This window comes from Streptomyces misionensis, assembly GCF_900104815.1.
Lineage (GTDB): Bacteria > Actinomycetota > Actinomycetes > Streptomycetales > Streptomycetaceae > Streptomyces > Streptomyces misionensis.
In genome coordinates this window covers 6288365-6307402 of the sequence record NZ_FNTD01000004.1, presented here as the reverse complement: position 1 = coordinate 6307402, position 19038 = coordinate 6288365, and the positions used below count along the sequence as shown (strand labels likewise).

Here is a 19038-nt window from a genome sequence, read left to right as displayed (position 1 = left end):
TCGACGAGCGGTTCCGCGCCCCGGCCGTACCCCTCGGCCACCGGGCCCCCGCCCGGCCCCGGTACCTCCGCCAGGGCGCCCGTGACCCGGCCGGACCCCTCACGCGCGTCGTCCGGCAGGCTCCCCCGGCGTCCCCTCACGGCATCCGCGCCACCACCGCTCTCCGCCCGCGCACCGCCGACGGCGCTCCCGGTCCCGGTGGCGAGACCGTCTCGGGCGCCGTCCATGTCGGCCGGCCTCACGGACCCGTCTCCCCATGCCTCCGCGAGCTGCCCCGAGCCGCCCTCCACGGCTCCCGCGAAACGCCCCCGGCGCCCGCCCTCGGCCTCCGGCAGCAGTCCCACCGGCTGCCGCGGCGATCGTCCCGGCGTCTCCCGTAAGGACCGCGCCGGACGTCCCGCCGTCCCGTCCCCGGCCGCCGGCATCCGCCCCGCCTGCTCCCCCGCCGGCTGGGCCCCTCGTCCCGCCGTCCCCTCCACCGCCTCCGGCATCCGCCCGGCCGGTTCCCCCACGGCGTCCCCAAGGCGTCCCGCCGCTTCCCCCACGGTTTCCCCCGTTCCGTCCTCCGGCTCCGGTGAAGAGGTGCCCGTGGTCGCGGGACCTCCTCGTGCCTGCCTGTTCATGGCCCCCGCCCGCACGCCGCTCGAACCCTGCCCCTTCTGGTCGAACACGTTCACGGGGGATGCTTGCCCAGCCCTCACCCCGGCAGTCCTGGGGGTGGGGCGATGACCGGCGGTTCGGCCACCGACGGGGGGCCGCGGCCCGGGCGCGGGGTGCGCGCGGTGGCCGGAGGAGCACCCGCGCGGGGGCCGCCTGGCGCCGCTGACGCCCCGTGACGGCGGGGCAGCCGCGTCCGGCACGGGCGGTCGGCGTGTCGTCACGGGCCGTGAAACTGGCCGAAATCCGCTCCCCGGTCCGGGTGGTGTCAGGGGCGCGGCACGTTGCGGAGGTTGGAGCGGGCCATCTGCACCATGCGGCCGACGCCGCCGTCCAGCACGATCTTGGAGGCGGACAGCGCGAACCCGGTGACCATCTCGGCGCTGATCTTCGGCGGGATGGACAGCGCGTTGGGGTCGGTGACGATGTCCACCAGCGCCGGCCCCTTGTGCCGGAACGCGTCCTTGAGCGCGTCGGCCAGCTGCTTGGGCTTCTCCACCCGCACCCCGTACGCCCCGCACGCCCGGGCCACCGCGGCGAAGTCGGGGTTGGCGTTGGCCGTGCCGTACGAGGGCAGGCCGGAGACCATCATCTCCAACTCCACCATGCCGAGCGAGGAGTTGTTGAAGAGGACGACCTTGACCGGAAGGTCGTGCTGTACGAGGGTCAGGAAGTCGCCCATCAGCATGGCGAAGCCGCCGTCCCCGGACATGGACACCACCTGCCGGCGCCGGTCGGTGAACTGCGCGCCGATCGCCATGGGCAGCGCGTTCGCCATCGAGCCGTGCGAGAAGGAACCGATGATCCTGCGGCGGCCGTTGGGCGAGATGTAGCGGGCCGCCCACACGTTGCACATCCCGGTGTCCACGGTGAACACCGCGTCGTCCGCGGCGACTTCGTCGAGCACCGCGGCCACGTACTCGGGGTGGATCGGGACGTGCTTGTCGACCTTCCTGGTGTACGCCTTGACCACGCCCTCCAGCGCGTCGGCGTGCTTCTTCAGCATCCGGTCGAGGAAGCGCCGGCTGGTCTTCTCCTGGACCCGGGGGGTGAGACAGCGCAGGGTCTCGCGCACATCGCCCCACACGGCGAGGTCGAGCCGGGACCTGCGGCCGAGCACCTCGGGCCGCACGTCGATCTGGGCGATCTGCACGTCGTCGGGGAGGAAGGCGTTGTACGGGAAGTCGGTGCCGAGCAGGATCAGCAGATCGCACTCGTGGGTGGCCTCGTAGGCGGCGCCGTAGCCGAGCAGTCCGCTCATGCCGACGTCGTACGGGTTGTCGTACTGGATGAACTCCTTGCCGCGCAGGGCGTGGCCCACCGGCGCCTTGAGCTTCCCGGCGAACTCCATGACCTCGGCGTGCGCCCCCGCCGTGCCGCTGCCGCAGAAGAGGGTGACCTTGCCGGCCTTGTCGATCATGTCCACCAGGGCGTCGATCTCGGCGTCGCCGGGGCGGACGGTGGGCCGTGAGGTGACCAGGGCGCTCTGCGCGGACCGCTCCGGCGCGGGCTCGGCGGCGATGTCGCCGGGCAGGGCGACCACGCTGACCCCGCTCTGCCCGACCGCGTGCTGGATCGCGGTCTGCAGCAGCCGGGGCATCTGCCTGGGGCTGGAGATCAGCTCGCTGTAGTGGCTGCACTCCTGGAAGAGCCGGTCCGGGTGGGTCTCCTGGAAGTACCCGAGGCCGATCTCGCTGGAGGGGATGTGGGAGGCGAGGGCCAGCACGGGGGCCATCGAACGGTGGGCGTCGTACAGGCCGTTGACGAGGTGCAGGTTGCCGGGGCCGCAGGAGCCCGCGCAGGCGGCCAGCTTCCCGGTGATCTGGGCCTCGGCCCCGGCCGCGAAGGCGGCGGTCTCCTCGTGGCGGACGTGGACCCAGTCGATGGTGGAGTGACGGCGCACCGCGTCCACGATCGGGTTGAGGCTGTCGCCGACGACGCCGTAGAGGCGGCGCACGCCGGCGCGGACGAGGATGTCGACGAACTGCTCGGCTACGTTCTGTTTGGCCATGTTCTCTCGTCTGCCCCTTCCGAGGTCCCGGGTGTCCGTGGTCCCGGTTCCATGGAGGCATACGAGCAGCCGTCACGCCTCCCACACGGCCGCCGCCGTACGGTCGTCGGCGTAGCCCTTGACCCGCACCCGGGTGTCGGCGAGGAACGCGGCGAGACCGGGCGCGCGGCGGCCGGACCAGCGGCGGGCCAGGTGAGCACCGAGCGCGGGCTCCTCGCGCAACGGCTCGGCCAGGCCCGTCGTACACATCACCAGGACATCACCCGGGCGGGCTAGCGAGGCGTGGAAGCGGAACGGCGCCGGGTCCGGCGCGGGCCCGGCGGGCGGGACGCCGAGGCCGAGGGTGACCCGGTCGTCGTCGGACGGCGTCGCGCGTGCGGCGGGCGTGGCCCGCGGCTCGATGTCCCGGAAGGCGCCGTCCCGCAGCAGGAACAGGCCGCCGTCGCCGGTGCCGAAGAACAGCCGGGTACGGCAGTCCGGGTCGGCCGGCAGCAGCAGGCAGCGCAGGGCCGCCGTGTACTCCCGCGGGTCGAGGCCCCGTTCGACCGCGCTCGACCGGAGCCGGCCGAGGCCCCGGTCGGTCAGCCGGTGCAGGCCGGCCCGCAGATCGGCGCGCCGGGCCGCCCGCAGGTCCTCGGCGAGGCGCCGGTGGCTGCGGCCCACCGCCCGGCCGATCCAGCGGCACGCCTCGGCCGCCGCCAGGTGCGCCTCCGGCGTGGTCCGGGCGCCGGTGGCCATCGCGACGAGCAGCAGCGCCTGCCCGCCGGTGCCGAACCGGGCGGTCAGCAGCGCGTCCCGGCGCGGCTCGCCCCGGTAGCGCGCCGAGTCCCCGCGCAGCGAGACGGAGCGCAGCGTCCACGCGCCGTACCGGGCACCGTCCAGCACGGTGTCCGGCACCGACTCCTCCAGCGCCTCCGGCTCGGCGGCCGGCAGGGCGGTGGGCTCGGGGTCGTAGGTGGGCGGCCCCGAGCCCACGTAGTCGAGGGGGGAGGCGGGCTCGGGGGCGGGCGGGTCCGGCGGGGTCCGGGGCCCTTTGACCGTCCGCTCGACCGAGGTGAAGCGGTCGTCCAGGGAGTCGGGCGCGGCCGTGGGGCCCGTGTCCCCGGTGGCGTCGTCGTACAGGTCCCCCCACCAGTCGTCCTCGGGACGGACGGCGGGTCTTCCCCCCTGCTGGCTCATGCCCTGATTGTCACCACGGGGGCGGTGGGAAAACGGGGGATCGGGAAAAACCGCCGCCCGGCAGGCGCCCAGGGCGGCGTGTCGGGGGACGGGTCGTACGGCCGTACGACGAGGGGCGCGGGGTGGCTCGTGGTGGAAGGCCGCCGGGCGGTCCCACCCCCCACGGGGGGACCGCCCGGCGACGTGCGAAGTGACCCGGCCCCGTGTCCCCTCCACGTCCTCGGCACGTCCTCGGACGCGCGGACACGCACGGGCCCGGGTCACGGTCCTTCGGTACCGGGCCTTGTCGGCCACCGGTCCACCGGCCGGATCGCGGCGTCGTCGCCTCGGCCGCGGCGGCGCGACCGGGCGCACGGACGCCCCGGCCCGGCAGGTCTCCGGGCACGAATGCCGCGGTGAGGCCCACCTTGGCAGAGGCACCCGCGGTACCGCGATGATGGGCGGCGGCGGGTTTGCGTCGTGGCCGGTTTCCGCCAGCCGCGGGCCCGTGTGACGGCTTGTTCTCACACTGCTCGGACTCAGGGGAGGGACGCGGGGCGATGCTGGCGGCGATAGGGCTGGACGAGAGACACGAGGCGGCGTACCGGGCGCTGGTGGCGGTGGGCGCGGCCGAGGTGGCCGATCTGGCGCGGCGGTTGACGCTGGCGGAGCAGGACACCGAGCACGCGCTGCGCCGGCTGGAGCGGCAGGGGCTCGCGGCCCGCTCCTCGGCGCGTCCCGGCCGCTGGGTGGCGGCGCCGCCCGCGGTGGCCCTGGGCGCGCTGCTGACCCGGCAGCGGCACGAGCTGGAGCAGGCGGAGCTGGCGGCGGCGCTGCTCGCGCGGGAGTACCGGGCGGCGGCGGACGAGCCCGCGGTGCACGACCTGGTGGAGGTGGTGACCGGCGCCTCGGCGGTGGCCCAGCGTTTTCTCCAGCTCCAGTTGGGCGCCGCCGACGAGGTGTGCGCGCTGGTGACGGGGAACCCCGTGGTGGTCTCGGCGGCGGAGAACGAGGCGGAGGAGCAGGCGGCCGGGCGCGGGGTGCGCTACCGGGTGGTGGTGGAGCGGGCGGTGCTGGATCCGCCGCAGGGGCTCGGCGGGCTGGCCGCCGCGCTCGGCCGGGGCGAGCGGGTGCGGGTGGTGGACCGGGTGCCGACGAAGCTGGTCGTCGCCGACCGCTCGCTGGCGATGGTGCCGCTGACCTCGCGCAGCGCGGAGCCGGCCGCGCTGGTGGTGCACGCCAGCGGGCTGCTGGAGCTGCTGGCGGGGCTGTTCGAGTCGGTGTGGCGCGAGGCGCTGCCGCTGCGGCTGAACAGGCAGGGGGCGGCCGAGGAGGTGCCGGACGGGCCGGACGGCACCGATCTGGAGGTGCTGTCGCTGCTGCTGGCCGGGCTGACCGACGCGAGCGTGGCCAAGCAACTGGACCTGGGGCTGCGGACGGTGCAGCGCCGGGTGAAGCGGCTGATGGAGCTGGCCGGGGTGACCACCCGGCTGCAACTGGGCTGGCACGCCCACGAGCGGGGCTGGGTCGCGCGCGAGCCGGGCTGATGCGCCGCCGTCCGGTCGTGTGCGGCTGCCCGTGCTGGGGGCGGTGGCGCCGAAGGGCCGCTCACGTGTGGCCGGTCGGCGCGGGCAGGCGGAGCGCGCGGCGGACCGTCTCGGCCACCGCGGCCATGCCCGCGTCGGTGAAGTGCAGGTGGTCGCCCGGGTCGTAGGCGGGGCGGATGCGGGTGGGGTCGGCTCGGTCGCGGACGGCGGCGTCGGCGTCGGCGACCGCGTCGAAGGCGCCGCCGGTGCGGATGAAGGCGTTGACCCGCTGCCGTACCTCCTCGCGGGCGACCGTGTAGGCGGCGTACCCGTTGAACGGGGTGAGGGTGACGCCGACGACCCGGATGCCGTGCGCGTGGGCGCGGTCGACGATGGTGCGGTAGGCGTCGGCGTAGGCGGCGGGGTCGTTGGCCGGGGGGAGGCCCTTGATGTCGTTGATGCCCTCGAAGACGACGAGGATCCGCGCGCCGGTCCGGTCCAGGGCGTCGGCGGCGAGGCGGCTGAGGGCGCTCGGCCCGGCGCCGTCGCGCAGCAGCCGGTTGCCGCCAATCCCGGCGTTGAGGACGCCCGTGCCGGAAAGGCGCGCGGCGAGCCGGTCGGGCCAGCGGCGGTTGGCGTCGGGGGTGGATCCGGTGCCGTCGGTGAGCGAGTCGCCGAAGGCCACGACGCTGCCGGTGGCGCGGCCCAGGACGTCGACCCCGGTGACGTAGTACCAGCAGGTGAGGGTGGCCCGGTACGCGGAGCCGTCCGCGTCGGCGGCGTGGCCCGCGCCCTCGGCGGCCACGTAGCTGGTCTGGAGGGCGGTGGCGTGGTAGGTGGCGCGTCCGTCGTCCTCGGGGGTGTACACGGTGACGAGGAGGTCGGCGGCGGCCGGCACGGTCAGCCGCACCGGGTCGCTGACGGTCTCCCCGCCGGGCGGGACGGTGGCGGTGGCGGCGCCCCGGAACGTGGCGGCGCGCAGGGTACCGGGCGCGGCGTCCGGACCGGCGGCCCGGCGCAGCGCGACGGTCACCGCGCCGAGCCGCAGGGGCGCGCTGCCGAACCGGTTGCTGAGCCGCACCCGCACGGCGGTGCCGCCGACGCTGAGGTGGACGACGTTGCGGACGGCCGCGCCGGGCAGCGCGGCGGCGGTGCCCGACGGCGCGGTCTCCCAACTCCCGGTCCAGCGAGGCGCGTTGAGTACGGCGCCGACCGCGGGGACGGCCCCGGCGGTGGCCCGCGCGCCCGGCAGTCCCAGCGCCAGCAGCAGGACCGCGAGGACCCGTCCGACCTTGCCCATGTGTACGCCCGCCCTTCCCCGTGTTCCGCCGGAGGCGACCGTGCCACAGCCCGGCGCCGCCGCGCCGCAACTCCGTCCCGTTTCCACCCGGTCGGCGCAACGGCCCGGCGGGCCGGGCGAGTCGGCGGCTCGGGCGCTCAGCCGGAGACCCGGGGAGCCCGCCCCGTGACCAGGCCGTCCTCGGTGGCGGCCATGAATGCGAGCATCAGCCGGTTGGCCAGGTCCGCGTGGTCGATCTGCGGTCCGTGCCCGGTGTCCGCGACGATCTCGGCGCGGGCGCCGGGCACGAGCCGGGGCACGCGCTCGACCTGCCGCCGGGGGTGCACCAGGAGGCTGCGCTTGCCGAGCAGCAGGTACAACGGCGTGCGTATGGTGGCGAGTTCGGCGTCGGTCAGCGGCTTCGGCACCGGCCGGCGGATGCGGTAGGCGCGCACCCCGGTGTGGGTCATCGCGCGCAACTCGGGTACCACCAGCACCGGTTGCTCCAGCCAGGACGCGAGGCGGGGCCGCAGCGCCTTGGGGGCGAAGGTGGCCAGCAGGCTGGCGAAGATCCAAACGAAGAAGCGCAGCCCGACCTTCTCCAGGCCGCCGGGGTCGAGCAGTGTGACCGAGGCGAGCCGTTCGGGCCTGCGGTGGGCCTGGTTCAGGGCGAGCCAGCCGCCGTAGGAGGTGCCGACCAGGTGCACCTTGTCGAGGCCGAGCCCGGCGAGGGCCTCGTCCAGCCAGCGGGCGGCGTGCTCCGGCTCGTGGATGGGGGCGCGTTGCACGCTGCGGCCGGGGTCGCCCGGGGTGTCGAGGGCGTACACGGTCCGCTCGGCGCTGAGGGCGCCGGTGTTCGGGTACCACATCGCCGAGCAGCTGCCGGCGCCGTGCACCAGGACGACGGGCGTACGGTCGCGGGTCTCCCCCGCCGGGTCGCCGCCCTCCCGCGCCGGTCCGGGCTCGGGGCCGTAGCGGTAGACGTGCGTGGTGCCGAAGGACGTCTCCACGTCCTGTTCCCCGGACGCGGCCACGCCCAGCGCGAACACCGCGTCGCAGGCGGCGAAGTAGCGGTCGCGCAGGGCGTCGCTGACGAAGCGGCCGACGTCGGCCTGGGGACGGGCTGCTGCGGGCCGGGACACGGCCACCTCCGGGGGCAGTCGGTTTTTCGTGATACGAACGTACCACGTTGCTGGTACAGCTGTACCATGAAGCCCGGATCAGCGAACGGCGGGCCGGACGGCACCGGTCCGCGGGACAGGGAGAGGGCGGCGGATGCCCAGGCGCGTGGACCACGCCGAGCGGCGGACCGAGATCGCGGAGGCCCTGGTGCGGGCGGCGGCCCGGCTCGGGCTGCACGCCGTGGGGATGCGCGACGTGGCCGCGGAGGCGGGCGTCTCACTGCGGCTGGTGCAGTACTACTTCGAGTCCAAGGAGAAGCTGCTGCTCTTCGGACTGCGCCACCTGGCGGAGCGGTTCGGGCAGCGGGTGGCCGCCCGGGTCGCCGCGGCCGGGCCGGAGCCGGGGCCGCGCGCGGTGATCGAGGCGCTGCTGACGGCCGCGCTGCCGGTCGACGCGGAGAGCCGTACGTTCCACCACCTCTACACCTCGTACGCCGTGCTGTCGGTGACCGACGAGGCACTGGCCGCCCAGCCGTTCATCAAGGACCCCGACGCGGCCGAGGCGACCGTGGCCGCGCTGCTCCGACGGGCCGCCGACGCCGGGCGGTTGCGGCCCGGCACCGACCCGGGGGCGGCGGCGGCCGGCCTGCTGGCCATGTCCGCCGGACTGGGCACCGGCGTCCTGGTCGGCCAGCGCTCCGCCGAGTCCGCCGCCGAGGTGCTCGCCTATCACCTGGACCGGATCTTCCGGCCGGACTGAGCCGCCCGGGGGTCAGGCCCGCGGACAGGCGAGGACGGCCAGCACCCTGCGGTGCGTCTGGTCCGGCGGGCTCGCGCGAGTGGCCTCCGGCGGGCGCCGGCCGCCGGACCGTCAGTTCCCCCGCGGCGCCGCCAGGGCCCCCTCCAGGGTCAGCAGCCGCACCTTGCGGTCGAGGCCGCCCGCGTAGCCGGTCAGGGAGCCGTCGGCGCCGATCACCCGGTGGCAGGGGCGCACGATCAGCAGGGGGTTGGCGCCGAGCGCTCCGCCGACGGCGCGAACGGCCGCCCGGGGCGCGCCGATCCGGGCGGCGAGCCGGCCGTAGGTGACGGTGGTGCCGTACGGCACCTCGTCCATCGCGTCCCACACCCGCCGCCGGAACTCGGTGCCCTCCGCCCGCAAGGGCAGCCGGAATTCCCGGAGTTCACCGGCGAAGTAGGCGTCGAGTTGTTCCCGCGCGGCGCGGAACGGCCCCGGGTCCTCCCGCAGCCCGTCCGGAATCTCCCCCGCGCAGCGCAGGGAGGTGAGCGCCCCGTCCGGGTCGGCGGTGAGCAGCAGCCGGCCGAGGGGCGAGTCGAGACGGGTGAAGCATCCGGCGGTGGTCATCGTGTCAACTCTCCTGCTGCGTAAAGGTGGTGGACGGCGTAGGTGCGCCAGGGCCGCCAGGTGTCGGGCACCTGGATGCCGGGCGGGGCCACGTCGGGGTCGCCGAGGGCGCGGGCGCACAGGACGGCTGCCGTGTCCGGGTCCATCCCCGGCAGGGCGAGCAGCGCCCGCCGGGCGTCGTCCCGGTCGGCGCCCGGGTCCAGCCGGAGGGCGCCGTCGGCGAGGGCGGCGGCGAGCGCGGTGAGCGGGTTGCCGGCGCGGCCGTCCGCCTCGGCGAGCGCATCCGGTTCCGGGAAGAGGTGGGTGAGCGTGCCGCTCGGGGCGTCGAGGGTCTTGCCGTGGCGCTGGACCAGCCGCGCGGCACCCGCGGGGCCGGCCAGGGCGCGCACGGCGGGTTCCAGGGGGTCCACGGCGCCGGGTGCGCGCAGGCCGGGGCGGGCGGCGACCAGGGGGGCGAGGCGGGGGTCGGCGGCGAGCCGTCCGTCCACCGCGTAGGGGTCGGCGTCCAGGTCGAACAGCCGCCGCAGCCGCTGCACGGCGGTGGTCAGGTCCCGCGGGTCGGTGAGGTGCAGACGGGCGTCCAGCCAGCCGCCGGGATGCGTGCCGGTGCCCGGGCGCGGTGTCCGGGTGCGTTCGGCGACGGCGGCGATCCCGGTGCCGTAGGGCAGCCGCAGGGTGCGCCGGTAGGTGAGGGCGCCGGGGCGGCCCGTGACCTCCTCGATGCCCGCCACCGCCTCCCGGGCGAGCTGGTCGAAGACGGCGGCGGCCTGGTACGGGCCCCGGTGGGCGAGGCGCAGCGGGATGCCGGTGCCCGCGGCGGCCCGGCGGGCCCCGCTGCCGCGCGGGGCGGCGGCCCGCACCTCGGTCGGCGTCGCCGCGTACACCTCGCGGACGGTGTCGTTGAACTGGCGCACGCTCGCGAACCCCGCCGCGAACGCGATCTCGGTGACCGGCAGTTCCGTGGTCTGGAGCAGCACCCGCGCGGTGTGCGCCCGCTGCGCGCGGGCCAGCGCCACCGGTCCGGCGCCCAGCTCGGTGGTGAGCTGCCGCTGCACCTGCCGGGCGCTGTAGCCGAGGCGGGCCGCGAGCCCGGCGACGCCCTCGCGGTCCACCACGCCGTCGGCGATCAGCCGCATGGCCCGGCCGACGACGTCCGCGCGCACGTTCCACTCCGCCGAGCCCGGCACCGCGTCCGGCCGGCAGCGCCGGCAGGCCCGGAACCCGGAGCGCTGGGCGGCGGCGGCCGTCGGGAAGAACCGCACGTTGCGCCGCTTGGGTGTCACCGCGGGGCAGCTGGGCCGGCAGTAGATCCCGGTCGTCTCGACGGCGAAGAAGAACGCCCCGTCGAACCGTCCGTCCCGGCTGCGCACCGCCTCGTACCTGCTGTCCTCGTCCATCACAGGTTCCAGTGTGGGCCCCGCCCGGACGAACGGCTGGCGGAAAACGGACACCCAGCTACGGGGCCCGGCCACGACTCAGATGCTCTCCCACTGGTCCAGGATGTCGTCGGTGGTGCCCGCGTCGGCGCCGGCGGCCGGGGTGGGGCGCTCCTCCTGCGGGGCCAGCTCGGCCCAGATCACCTTGCCGCGCGCCGTGTAGCGGGTGCCCCAGCGGGTGGCGAGCTGGGCGACGAGGAACAGGCCGCGCCCGCCCTCGTCGGTGGCCGCCGCCCGCCGCGGGTGCGGCGCGGTGCTGCTGCCGTCGGCGACCTCGCAGATCAGCCCGCGGTCGTGCAGCAGCCGGACCCGGATGGGCGAGGCGCCGTAGCGGACCGCGTTGGTGATCAGCTCGCTGAGGATCAGCTCGGCGGTGTACCCGACGTCCCCGAGGCCCCAGGCGTCCAGGGTGGCGGCGCACTCGGCGCGGACGGGGGCGACGGCCGCCGGATCGCGGGGCACGTCCCACTCGGCGACGTGCTCGGGGCCCAGCAGCCGGGTGCGGGCCACCAGCAGGGCGACGTCGTCGATGGTCGGGGCGGGCAGCACCGTCTCGAGGACGGCCGCGCAGACGGCCTCCGGAGCGCGGCCCGCCGAAGCGGCCAGCGTGCCGCGCAGCAGTTCGAGGCCGGTGTCGAGGTCCCGGCGGCGGTCCTCCAGCAGCCCGTCGGTGTACAGCACCAGCTGGGACCCCTCCGGCAGCTCCAGTTCCAGCGTCTCCACCGGCATGCCGTCGCCGAGGCCCAGCGGCGGGGAGACCGGCACGTCGGGGAAGGTGGCGGTGCCGTCGGGCAGCAGCAGGGCGGGCCCGGGATGACCGGCCCGGGCGATGGTGGCACGCCCGGCGACCGGGTCGTACAGCGTGTACAGGCAGGTGGCTCCGGTGACGTCCGCGACCGCGTCCCGCCCGTCGCCCGCGCTCCCGTCCCCCCGTTCGTCGCTGTCGATGCGGCTGACCAGTTCGTCCAGGTGGACGAGGAGTTCGTCGGGGCTGAGGTCGAGGGCGGAGAAGTTGTGCACGGCGGTGCGCAGCCGGCCCATGGTGGCCGCCGCGTGCAGCCCGTGCCCGACGACGTCGCCGACGACCAGCGCCACCCGCGCGCCCGGCAGCTGGATGACGTCGAACCAGTCGCCACCCACCCCGGCCTGCGCCGGCAGGTACCGGTAGGCCACCTCGAGCGCCGACTGGTCGGGGACGCCGCGCGGCAGCAGGCTGCGCTGGAGGGTGACGGCGGTGGTGTGCTCCCGGGTGTAACGGCGGGCGTTGTCGATGGCGACCGCGGCCCGGGCGACCAGCTCCTCGGCGACCGCCATGTCCTCCTGCTCGAACGGCTCGGCGTCCGCCGAACGCCAGAAACTGGCCACGCCCATCAGGACGCCACGCGCCCGCACCGGCACCACGAGCATCGAGTGGATGCCGTGGGCGAGGATCCGGGAGGCGTTGGCGGGGTCGTACTGCTGCCATCCGGTGCCGCGGCTCAGGTCCGGCTCCAGGACCGGCACGCCGGTGCCCATGCCGATCGCCTGCGGGGTCTGGGAGGCGAAGTCGGTGAGCGAGCCGACCGGGTACAGCGGATGGTCCGAGTCGATGGCGGTGAGGGCCGTACGGCGCATCGTGGTGCCCTCGGGCTCGCCGCCGCGCAGGATCGAGTCGAGCAGGTCCACGCAGGCGTAGTCGGCGAACCGGGGGACGGTGAACCGGGTCAGCTCCTCGGCCGTGCGCCGCACGTCGAGGGTGGTGCCGACCCTGCTCATGGCGTCGTACAGCAGCCGCAGCCGCCGCTGGGCCACGGCCGCGCGGCCGGCGACGGCCCGCAGCTCGGTGGTGTCGAGCAGGGTGACGACGCTGGAGGGCGCGCAGTCGTGCGACGTGGTGGGCCGGACGCTCACGGCGAGCAGCCGGTCGCCGGCCTCGCACACCTCGTCGGTGACCGGCCGCCCCGCGGTCAGCAGCTCGGCGAGGGACGGCGCGAGCCCGAGGCCGGCCAGCTGTCTGCCCTCGGCGTCCGCGGGCAGGCCCAGCAGGCGCAGCGCCTCGTCGTTGGCGAGCAGCAGCGTGCCGTCGGCCGCGACGATGAGCACGCCCTCGCGGGCGGCGTGCAGCACGGCGTCGTGGTGGTCGTACATCCGCCGCAGCTCGGCCGGTTCCAGGCCGCGGGTCTGCCGCCGCAGCCGGCGGTTCACCAGTACCACCCCGGCCGTCGCCAGCAGCAGCGCGCCGCAGCCGGCCGCGAGCAGCAGCGGCAGCTGCCGGGTGACCTGCGCCTCGATGCTGCGCGTGGTGATGCCGACGGAGACGAGTCCGACGACCTTGTGGTGGGCGTCGACGACGGGGGCGGTGGAGTCCACGGCCACGCCCACGGGGGTGTCGGCGGTGATGGTCCGCGTGTGTCCGCGCAGCGGCCGCTCGTAGGAACCGATGACGTGTTTGCCGATCAGCTGCGGGACGGGGTGCGTCCAGCGGATGCCGGCCGGGTTGAACGCGACCACGTAGTCGACGCCGGCGGCCTTGCGGATCGCCTCGGCGCGGGGTTGCAGCACCGCCGTGGGGTCCGGGGAGCGCATCGCGTCGAGGGTGCCCGGGGAGTTGGCGAAGCTGACGGCGGTGGCGAGCGTGCGGTGCCGTGCCTCGTTCAGTCCGGCCTGCCGGGCCTGGAGCACCAGGGTGGTGCCGGCCACGGCGCCGAACAGCAGCAGGATGACCAGCTGGAGGAGGAACATCTGTCCGGCGACCGTGCGGACGCCGGGCGGCAGCCACCGGGACCGGCCGGGGTCGGCACCGGCCAGGGACGCTCCGGCCGGGACGGAAGCGTCCCACCCCTGAAACAGGCCGAAACGCCTCTTCATGATGCATTTCTAACATTCACCAATGAAGGGGACACGGTTCGACCTGCCGGGGTGGGTGATACGGGTCAGCTCCAGCGGCCCCGTTTCGCCTCCATCGCGGCCTTGCCCTCCGCGCCCCTGCGCTTCCATTCCCGCCTCAGCTCGGCACGGACGCGGGCGTCGGTCTTGGCGACGATCCACTGGTTCTCACGGATGAGTTTGCGGTAGCTGTCCAGCCTGCGCACGGCGAGTTCACCGCTGTCCACGGCGGCGAGCACGGCGCAGCCCGGCTCGCTCTCGTGGGCGCAGTCGTGGAAGCGGCACCGGCCGGCCAGCTCCTCGATCTCGGCGAACACCTGCCCGACCCCGCTCTCGGCGTCGTACAGGCCGACGCCGCGCAGCCCGGGCGTGTCGATGAGGACGCCCCCGCCGGGCAGCGCGAGCAGGTTGCGGGTGGTCGTGGTGTGCCGTCCCTTGCCGTCGACGTCCCGCGCGGCCCGGACGTCCATCACGTCCTCGCCGACGAGCGCGTTGGCCAGGGTGGACTTGCCCGCGCCGGACTGGCCGAGCAGCACGGTCGTCCCGGAGCCGGTCAGCGCGAGCAGGACGTCGAGACCGTCGCCGGTGTGGGCGCTGACGCCGAGCACCGGCACGCCGGGCGCGCTGTGCTCGACGTCCTGCACCAGGTGCGCGAGGGAGACCGGATCGGCCACCAGGTCACTCTTGGTGAGGACGACCACGGGCTGGGCGCCGGACTCCCAGGCGAGGGCGAGGAACCGTTCGACCCGGCCGAGGTCGAGTTCGACGGCGAGGGACACCGCGACCACGGCGTGGTCGACGTTGGCCGCGAGGATCTGCCCCTCGGACCGCTTGGAGGAGGTGGACCGCACGAAGGCGGTACGGCGCGGCAGGTACGTCCGGACGTACCGGGGGTTGCCGCCCGCTTCGACGGCGACCCAGTCGCCGGTGCACACGACCCGCAGGGGGTCGTGCGGGGTGACGAAGGCGGTGTCGGCGCGGACGACGCCGTCGGCGGTGACGACGTCGCACTGCCCGCGGTCGACCCGTACGACCCGGCCGGGCAGCAGCCCTTCGGCCGCGTGGGGGGCGAACGCGTCGGCCCAGTCGTCGTCCCAGCCGTAGGGAGCCAGGGCGGAGTGCACAGCGGAGGTGGAAGACAAGGGAAACCCTTCGAAGGGCGGCCCCGGGCAGCGGCGGTCGACGCCGTCGACCCGCTCGGATCAGCCGGTGGCCACGGAGGTGGAGATGAGGTGTTCCTGGGTGTGGGCAGCGCCCGGCACGGTGACAGCCATCGTCGACACCTCCTCGTCCTCGCTCGTGGTCGCGCACGCCACCTCGGCGTGTGGGAGGACAGTAGCCCGGGTGCGGGGGGCCGCGTCAACGCGTTTTCCGCGCGGCGTCGTGCGGCGCTCGTCCGGTGCGGGCGCGCGTCAGCCGCCGGCGCAGGGCGCGCCGTTGAGGGCGAACCCGCCGGGGGCGCGGTTGGCGGCGGCCCAGGTGCCGGTGAAGCCGAAGGACACGGCGGTGCGGGCGGGGACGGCCTGGTCGTAGTCGGCGGCGGTGGCGGTGACGCGGGCGCCGGTCTGCCGGGCGGTGGCGGCCCACATCCGGGTGATCTGCTGGCCGTCGGGGAAGGACCAGTCGACCCGCCATCCGGCGAGGGCCCGCTCGGCGGTGACGGTGACCGTGGCCTGGAATCCGCCGGACCACTGGCCGACCAGGTCGTAGGCGACATGGCAGGAGACCGGCGGGGTGGTCGTGGGGGCGGGGGCCACGGCGGCCGCCCCGGTGTCGCCGGGGCGGCGGGCCGGGGAGGGGACGCCGGAGGGCGCGGTGTCGGGGGCGGGGCTGGGTGTCGTACGGCTGGAGTCGCGGGTGCCGGGGGTGGCGGGCGTGCGGGTCAGGGTCGCGGCCGGGGCGGGCGAGGGGTCGGCGGTGGCCGGGCGGCCGCCGGGGGTGGCCTGGATTCGGCCGTGGTCGCGGGACGCCTTCTCGCCCGGGGCCCCGGTGTCGTCGGGTGCCGTGCCGTCCTCGCGGGTGGCGGCGGTGTCGTCGCGCGCGGCGAAGGAGTCCGCGCCGGAACCGCCGTACGGCATCAGCGAGGCGGCCAGCGCCAGCGCCGACAGCAGCAGCGCGGTGGCGAACAGGCCGCCGCCCCGCAGCAGCCGGCCGAGCCCCGCGCGCTTGTCGGTCTCGCCGCCGTCCGCGGCCTCGGCGGGCCGCCCGGTGCCCTGCCGCACCTCGCTGGCCCGCCGGCGCCGTTCCAGGTAGGCGAGGGAGCCCCAGCCGATCACCGCGCCGGCGAGGACAGGGGCGAGTGCGGCGCCCTGCTGCCGGGCGGCGGGGCCGGCGCAGTGGGAGCAGGCGGGCGGGTGCCCGGGAGAACCGGCGCGGGCGCAGACCCGGCACTCGCCGTCCGCCCCGCCCTCGCCGTGGGCGTGGCGGCAGCGGTCCCGGAAGAGCGTGCGCACCCGTTCGAGTTCACCCGAGACGGCGGCCGGCTCCAGACCGAGCCGGCGGGCGGCCGCGGACGGCGGCAGCGCCTCCACCTCCGCCAGCCACAGCAGCGCCGCGTCGGCCTCCGCCAGGTCGCGCAGGGCGCGCAGCGCTGCGGGGCGCTCGCGGGGCGGGCCCAGGTGGCGGGCCGCCTCGGCGGAGTCCAGCCACTCGCTCAGGCCGGGGTCGAGCCGGTGCCCCTGCCCCTCGGCCTGCCAGCCGGCCGCGGTGGCGCGCACCGCGGTGAGCAGGGCCGGGATCGTCGGCAGCCGCGGGGTACGGCGGCCCGCGCCGCGCACATGGGTGCGCGCGGCGGCACGGACCTCGCGCATGCCGCGCGTGAACGCCTCGGTGGCCAGCCGGTGGGCCGTGGCCGACCCGGAGGTGCACAGGTCGGCGTACGAGAGCACCGCGTCCCAGGCCTCCGAGAACAGCGCGGCCTCGGTTCCCTGGGGGGTCGGCAGGTCGGGCATGGAACTCCTGCATCCACGGGCGAGGTCAACTCACCACAGGAACGACGGAGTTGGCAGAAACCTCGCGGCACTCCCCCGAGCCTTTCACGCACCGGGCGCCGCTGACAAGCGGCCCGTACGCTTCCGGTCACGCACAGTGGCGGCCTTGGCCCCGGCCTGGTCAGGCCTCGGCCGGCTCCTGCGCGGGCAGGCTGTCCATGAAGGAGCTGACCGAGAAGACCGCGCGGCCGGGCCCGGGCGGGCCGTAGCCGGGCGGGGAGGACAGGCCGAAGTCGTCCATGGTCTGACGGTAGGCCTGGAGCAGCCGGATGTGGTACTCCAGCGGCGCGCCCTGCGGGTTGGCCTTGCCGAGCGGGGTGGTGGGCTCCGGGCACCAGGTGGTGAAGCGGGGCGTGATCCCGTGCGACATGAAGAAGCGCAGCCCCTCGGTGGTGGAGGCGATGGCCTCGTCCACGGTGGTGAAGCCGAACGGCTCGGCCATCTCCACGCCCGCCACGAAGTTGGGGATCACATTGCGCGGCCCGAACACCTCGGCGGAGTCCAGGATCCGCTTGTGCCACTCGTCGCGGCCGACGTAGCGCTCCTTGCCGGGGCAGTACAGCTCGAACAGCCGGCGGTCCCACACCTCGAAGTTGGGGTGGTAGATCTGCACGCCGTAGTCCTTGAACCGCTGCACGTCCGCCTTGGGCAGCGCCTGCGCCACCACCTTGCCGATCCAGCGGCCGGGGAAGCGCTCCTCGATGGCCTTGGCGTAGTGGCCGTAGAAGTCGGCCTCGTCGCGCCCGGCGACCGTCTTGGTGATCGCGCCGCCGGTCAGGGTGTACGCGGTGGACGCCTTCTGGGTGTCGTACCGGTCGATGATCTCCAGGGCCTCGAGGACCTCCTCGACGTCCTTCACGCCCGTGTACGGCCGCCCCGCCGCCTTGTGCTGGCGCCAGTTGTGGTTGATGTCGCAGTACTGGCACTCCTCCTTGGCGCCGAAGTACTGGCAGACCCGGAAGACGGTCAGGTAGATCAGGTAGCCCCACTGGATGGTGGGCGCGACCTCCATGACGGACTTCCCGTTGGAGAGGGTGTGCCGGTAGTACTCGGGCATCGGCGGCACGCCGACGTCGGCGATGCGCTTGCCGTCCAGGTAGAGGCCGAGCAGCCCCTCCTCGTCGGCGGCCACCCGGTAGGGGGAGGCGGGGTTCACCCGTACGGAGACGACCGTACGGCGCAGGTCGTACGGGCCGCCCGTGAGGATGATCTCCTCCGGGGGCCGGCGCAGCGCGGCCTCGCCCAGCTCGGGCAGGGTGCCGTGGTCGAAGGAGAAGATGAAGTACGACTTCGGCTTGACGTCACCGTTCTCGTTGTCGCTGAGGGCGGATTTGTCGAAGGCGACGCCGCCCCGGAGCAGGTCCTCCTTGAAGACGGCTTCCCGCGGCACGTGCGGGAACCGCTCCATCAGATCCTCGACCAGCGCGGTGCGACTGCCCATCCGTATGTCTCCTCCCGGCTCAGGCGTACTTCCCACACCGTATGCCCCCGGGTCCGGGGAATCCGTGGCGGGTCCGGGTGACGTGTCCGGGAGGGGGTGTGCGCGGTGCGGCGGGGGGTGGCGCATACGGCGCACATCGGGCGATGTGCGGCATACGGGCGTCAGGCCAGCCGGTCGAGCGCCGTGGGGTCGACCGGGTACAGAAGCCCGTCGCCGGCCGACAGCCGGGCGGCCTCCTCGACCACCGTCCGGCCGAGGCGGGACACCTCGTTCCCCTGGGAGCCCGCCAGGTGCGGGGTGATGAACGCGTTGGGCAGGTCGAACAGCGGCGAGTCGGCGGGCAGCGGTTCCGGGTCGGTGACGTCCAGGACGGCGGCGAGCCGGCCCGTGGCCAGCTCCTCGGCGAGCGCGTCGTGGTCGACCAGGGCGCCGCGCGCGGTGTTGACGAGCACCGCCCCGGTGGGCATCAGGGCGAGTTCACGGGCGCCGATCATACGGCGCGTCCCGGGTGTCTCGGGGGCGTGCAGCGTGACGACGTCCGAGGTGCGCAGCAGCTCGTCCAGGGGCAGCAGCGGCACTCCGAGCCGGGCCGCCTCCGGGGCGTCGACATGCGGGTCGGTGAGCGTGACGGCGAGGTCGTACGGGCGCAGCAGTTCGATCAGCCGGCGTCCGACGCGGGAGGCGCCGACGACGCCCACGCGGCGGCCGTGGTTGCCGATGCCGGGGGTGACGTCGCCGTACGGGAAGTCGCGCCGGGCGCGCAGCAGCCGGCGGAACGCGAAGACGTCCTTGCCGGTGAGCAGGATCATGGCGAGCGTGTACTCGGCCACGGGCAGGGCGTTCGCGGCGGCCGCCGAGGAGACGACGATGCCGCGCCGCCACACCTCGGCGGTGGCGAAGCCCTTGACCGAGCCGGCCGCGTGCAGCACCGCGCGCAGCTTCGGCGCGGCGTCCAGGGCGGCCGCGTCGAGGCGGGGGCAGCCCCAGCCGGTGATGAGGATCTCGGCGCGGGCCAGGGCCTCGCGCAGCCGCGGCTCGGTGAAGTCGTGCGCGACGAGCGCCGGGTCGATGTCCACCGAGGCGCGCAGCCGGGTGAGGAGTTCGGGCGGGAAGAGGTGCGGGACGTTCTCGGCCGCCATGGCGAACACAGCCTGCGGGCGCTCGGTCAAGGGCGGACCTCCCGGTCGGTGA

13 protein-coding genes are annotated in these 19038 nt (G+C 75.4%); 2 read left to right on the top strand and 11 right to left on the bottom strand.

Translation table 11 applies throughout. From position 1 onward, the window contains the following. Window positions 1-925 precede the first annotated feature (925 nt). Window positions 926-2668, bottom strand: coding sequence for a pyruvate dehydrogenase (locus BLW85_RS30175; protein ID WP_074994016.1), 1743 nt, complete (start codon window positions 2666-2668; stop codon window positions 926-928). A 72-nt stretch (window positions 2669-2740) separates the two neighbouring features. Further along, window positions 2741-3847 carry a protein phosphatase 2C domain-containing protein gene (locus BLW85_RS30170; RefSeq protein WP_074994014.1) on the bottom strand — a complete coding sequence of 369 codons (1107 nt, stop codon included), beginning with the start codon at window positions 3845-3847 and terminating at the stop codon, window positions 2741-2743. A 539-nt stretch (window positions 3848-4386) separates the two neighbouring features. Between BLW85_RS30170 and BLW85_RS30165 the strand changes: the two genes are divergently transcribed. Continuing rightward, window positions 4387-5373 carry a helix-turn-helix transcriptional regulator gene (locus tag BLW85_RS30165; protein ID WP_074994011.1) on the top strand — a complete coding sequence of 329 codons (987 nt, stop codon included), beginning with the start codon at window positions 4387-4389 and terminating at the stop codon, window positions 5371-5373. 61 nt (window positions 5374-5434) lie between these two features. Here the strand turns inward: BLW85_RS30165 and BLW85_RS30160 are convergent, their stop codons facing one another. Both BLW85_RS30160 and BLW85_RS30155 read right to left on the bottom strand, forming a co-directional pair. Further along, window positions 5435-6652, bottom strand: coding sequence for a GDSL-type esterase/lipase family protein (locus tag BLW85_RS30160; protein ID WP_074994009.1), 1218 nt, complete (start codon window positions 6650-6652; stop codon window positions 5435-5437). A gap of 137 nt (window positions 6653-6789) precedes the next feature. Next, a complete protein-coding gene (locus BLW85_RS30155; RefSeq protein WP_074994007.1) occupies window positions 6790-7779 on the bottom strand; it encodes an alpha/beta fold hydrolase in 990 nt (329 codons plus the stop codon). Between the two features lie 127 nt (window positions 7780-7906). Here BLW85_RS30155 and BLW85_RS30150 point away from each other — a divergent pair, with 127 nt between their 5' ends. Beyond that, entirely contained in the window at window positions 7907-8512 is a 606-nt protein-coding gene (locus BLW85_RS30150; protein ID WP_070025581.1) for a TetR/AcrR family transcriptional regulator, read from the top strand. 111 nt (window positions 8513-8623) lie between these two features. Here BLW85_RS30150 and BLW85_RS30145 read toward each other — a convergent pair whose 3' ends face one another. The 7 genes from BLW85_RS30145 to BLW85_RS30115 form a co-directional block, all read right to left on the bottom strand. Further along, window positions 8624-9115, bottom strand: coding sequence for a methylated-DNA--[protein]-cysteine S-methyltransferase (locus BLW85_RS30145; RefSeq protein ID WP_070025580.1), 492 nt, complete (start codon window positions 9113-9115; stop codon window positions 8624-8626). Beyond that, on the bottom strand, window positions 9112-10512 hold the full coding sequence (locus BLW85_RS30140) for a DNA-3-methyladenine glycosylase 2 family protein (RefSeq protein ID WP_208624918.1): 1401 nt from the start codon (window positions 10510-10512) through the stop codon (window positions 9112-9114). The genes BLW85_RS30145 and BLW85_RS30140 overlap by 4 nt, the downstream gene beginning before the upstream one ends. 78 nt (window positions 10513-10590) lie before the next feature. Next, complete coding sequence (locus BLW85_RS30135; protein ID WP_079172455.1) at window positions 10591-13398, bottom strand: SpoIIE family protein phosphatase; 2808 nt, start codon at window positions 13396-13398, stop codon at window positions 10591-10593. A gap of 65 nt (window positions 13399-13463) precedes the next feature. Further along, window positions 13464-14558, bottom strand: coding sequence for a ribosome small subunit-dependent GTPase A (gene rsgA / locus BLW85_RS30130; protein ID WP_074994003.1), 1095 nt, complete (start codon window positions 14556-14558; stop codon window positions 13464-13466). A gap of 270 nt (window positions 14559-14828) precedes the next feature. After that, complete coding sequence (locus BLW85_RS30125; protein WP_074994001.1) at window positions 14829-16367, bottom strand: cellulose-binding domain-containing protein; 1539 nt, start codon at window positions 16365-16367, stop codon at window positions 14829-14831. 160 nt (window positions 16368-16527) lie between these two features. Beyond that, window positions 16528-17847 carry a radical SAM protein gene (locus tag BLW85_RS30120; protein WP_070025576.1) on the bottom strand — a complete coding sequence of 440 codons (1320 nt, stop codon included), beginning with the start codon at window positions 17845-17847 and terminating at the stop codon, window positions 16528-16530. Between the two features lie 161 nt (window positions 17848-18008). Next, window positions 18009-19016, bottom strand: coding sequence for a hydroxyacid dehydrogenase (locus tag BLW85_RS30115; protein ID WP_074993999.1), 1008 nt, complete (start codon window positions 19014-19016; stop codon window positions 18009-18011). Between the last annotated feature and the right edge of the window lie 22 nt (window positions 19017-19038).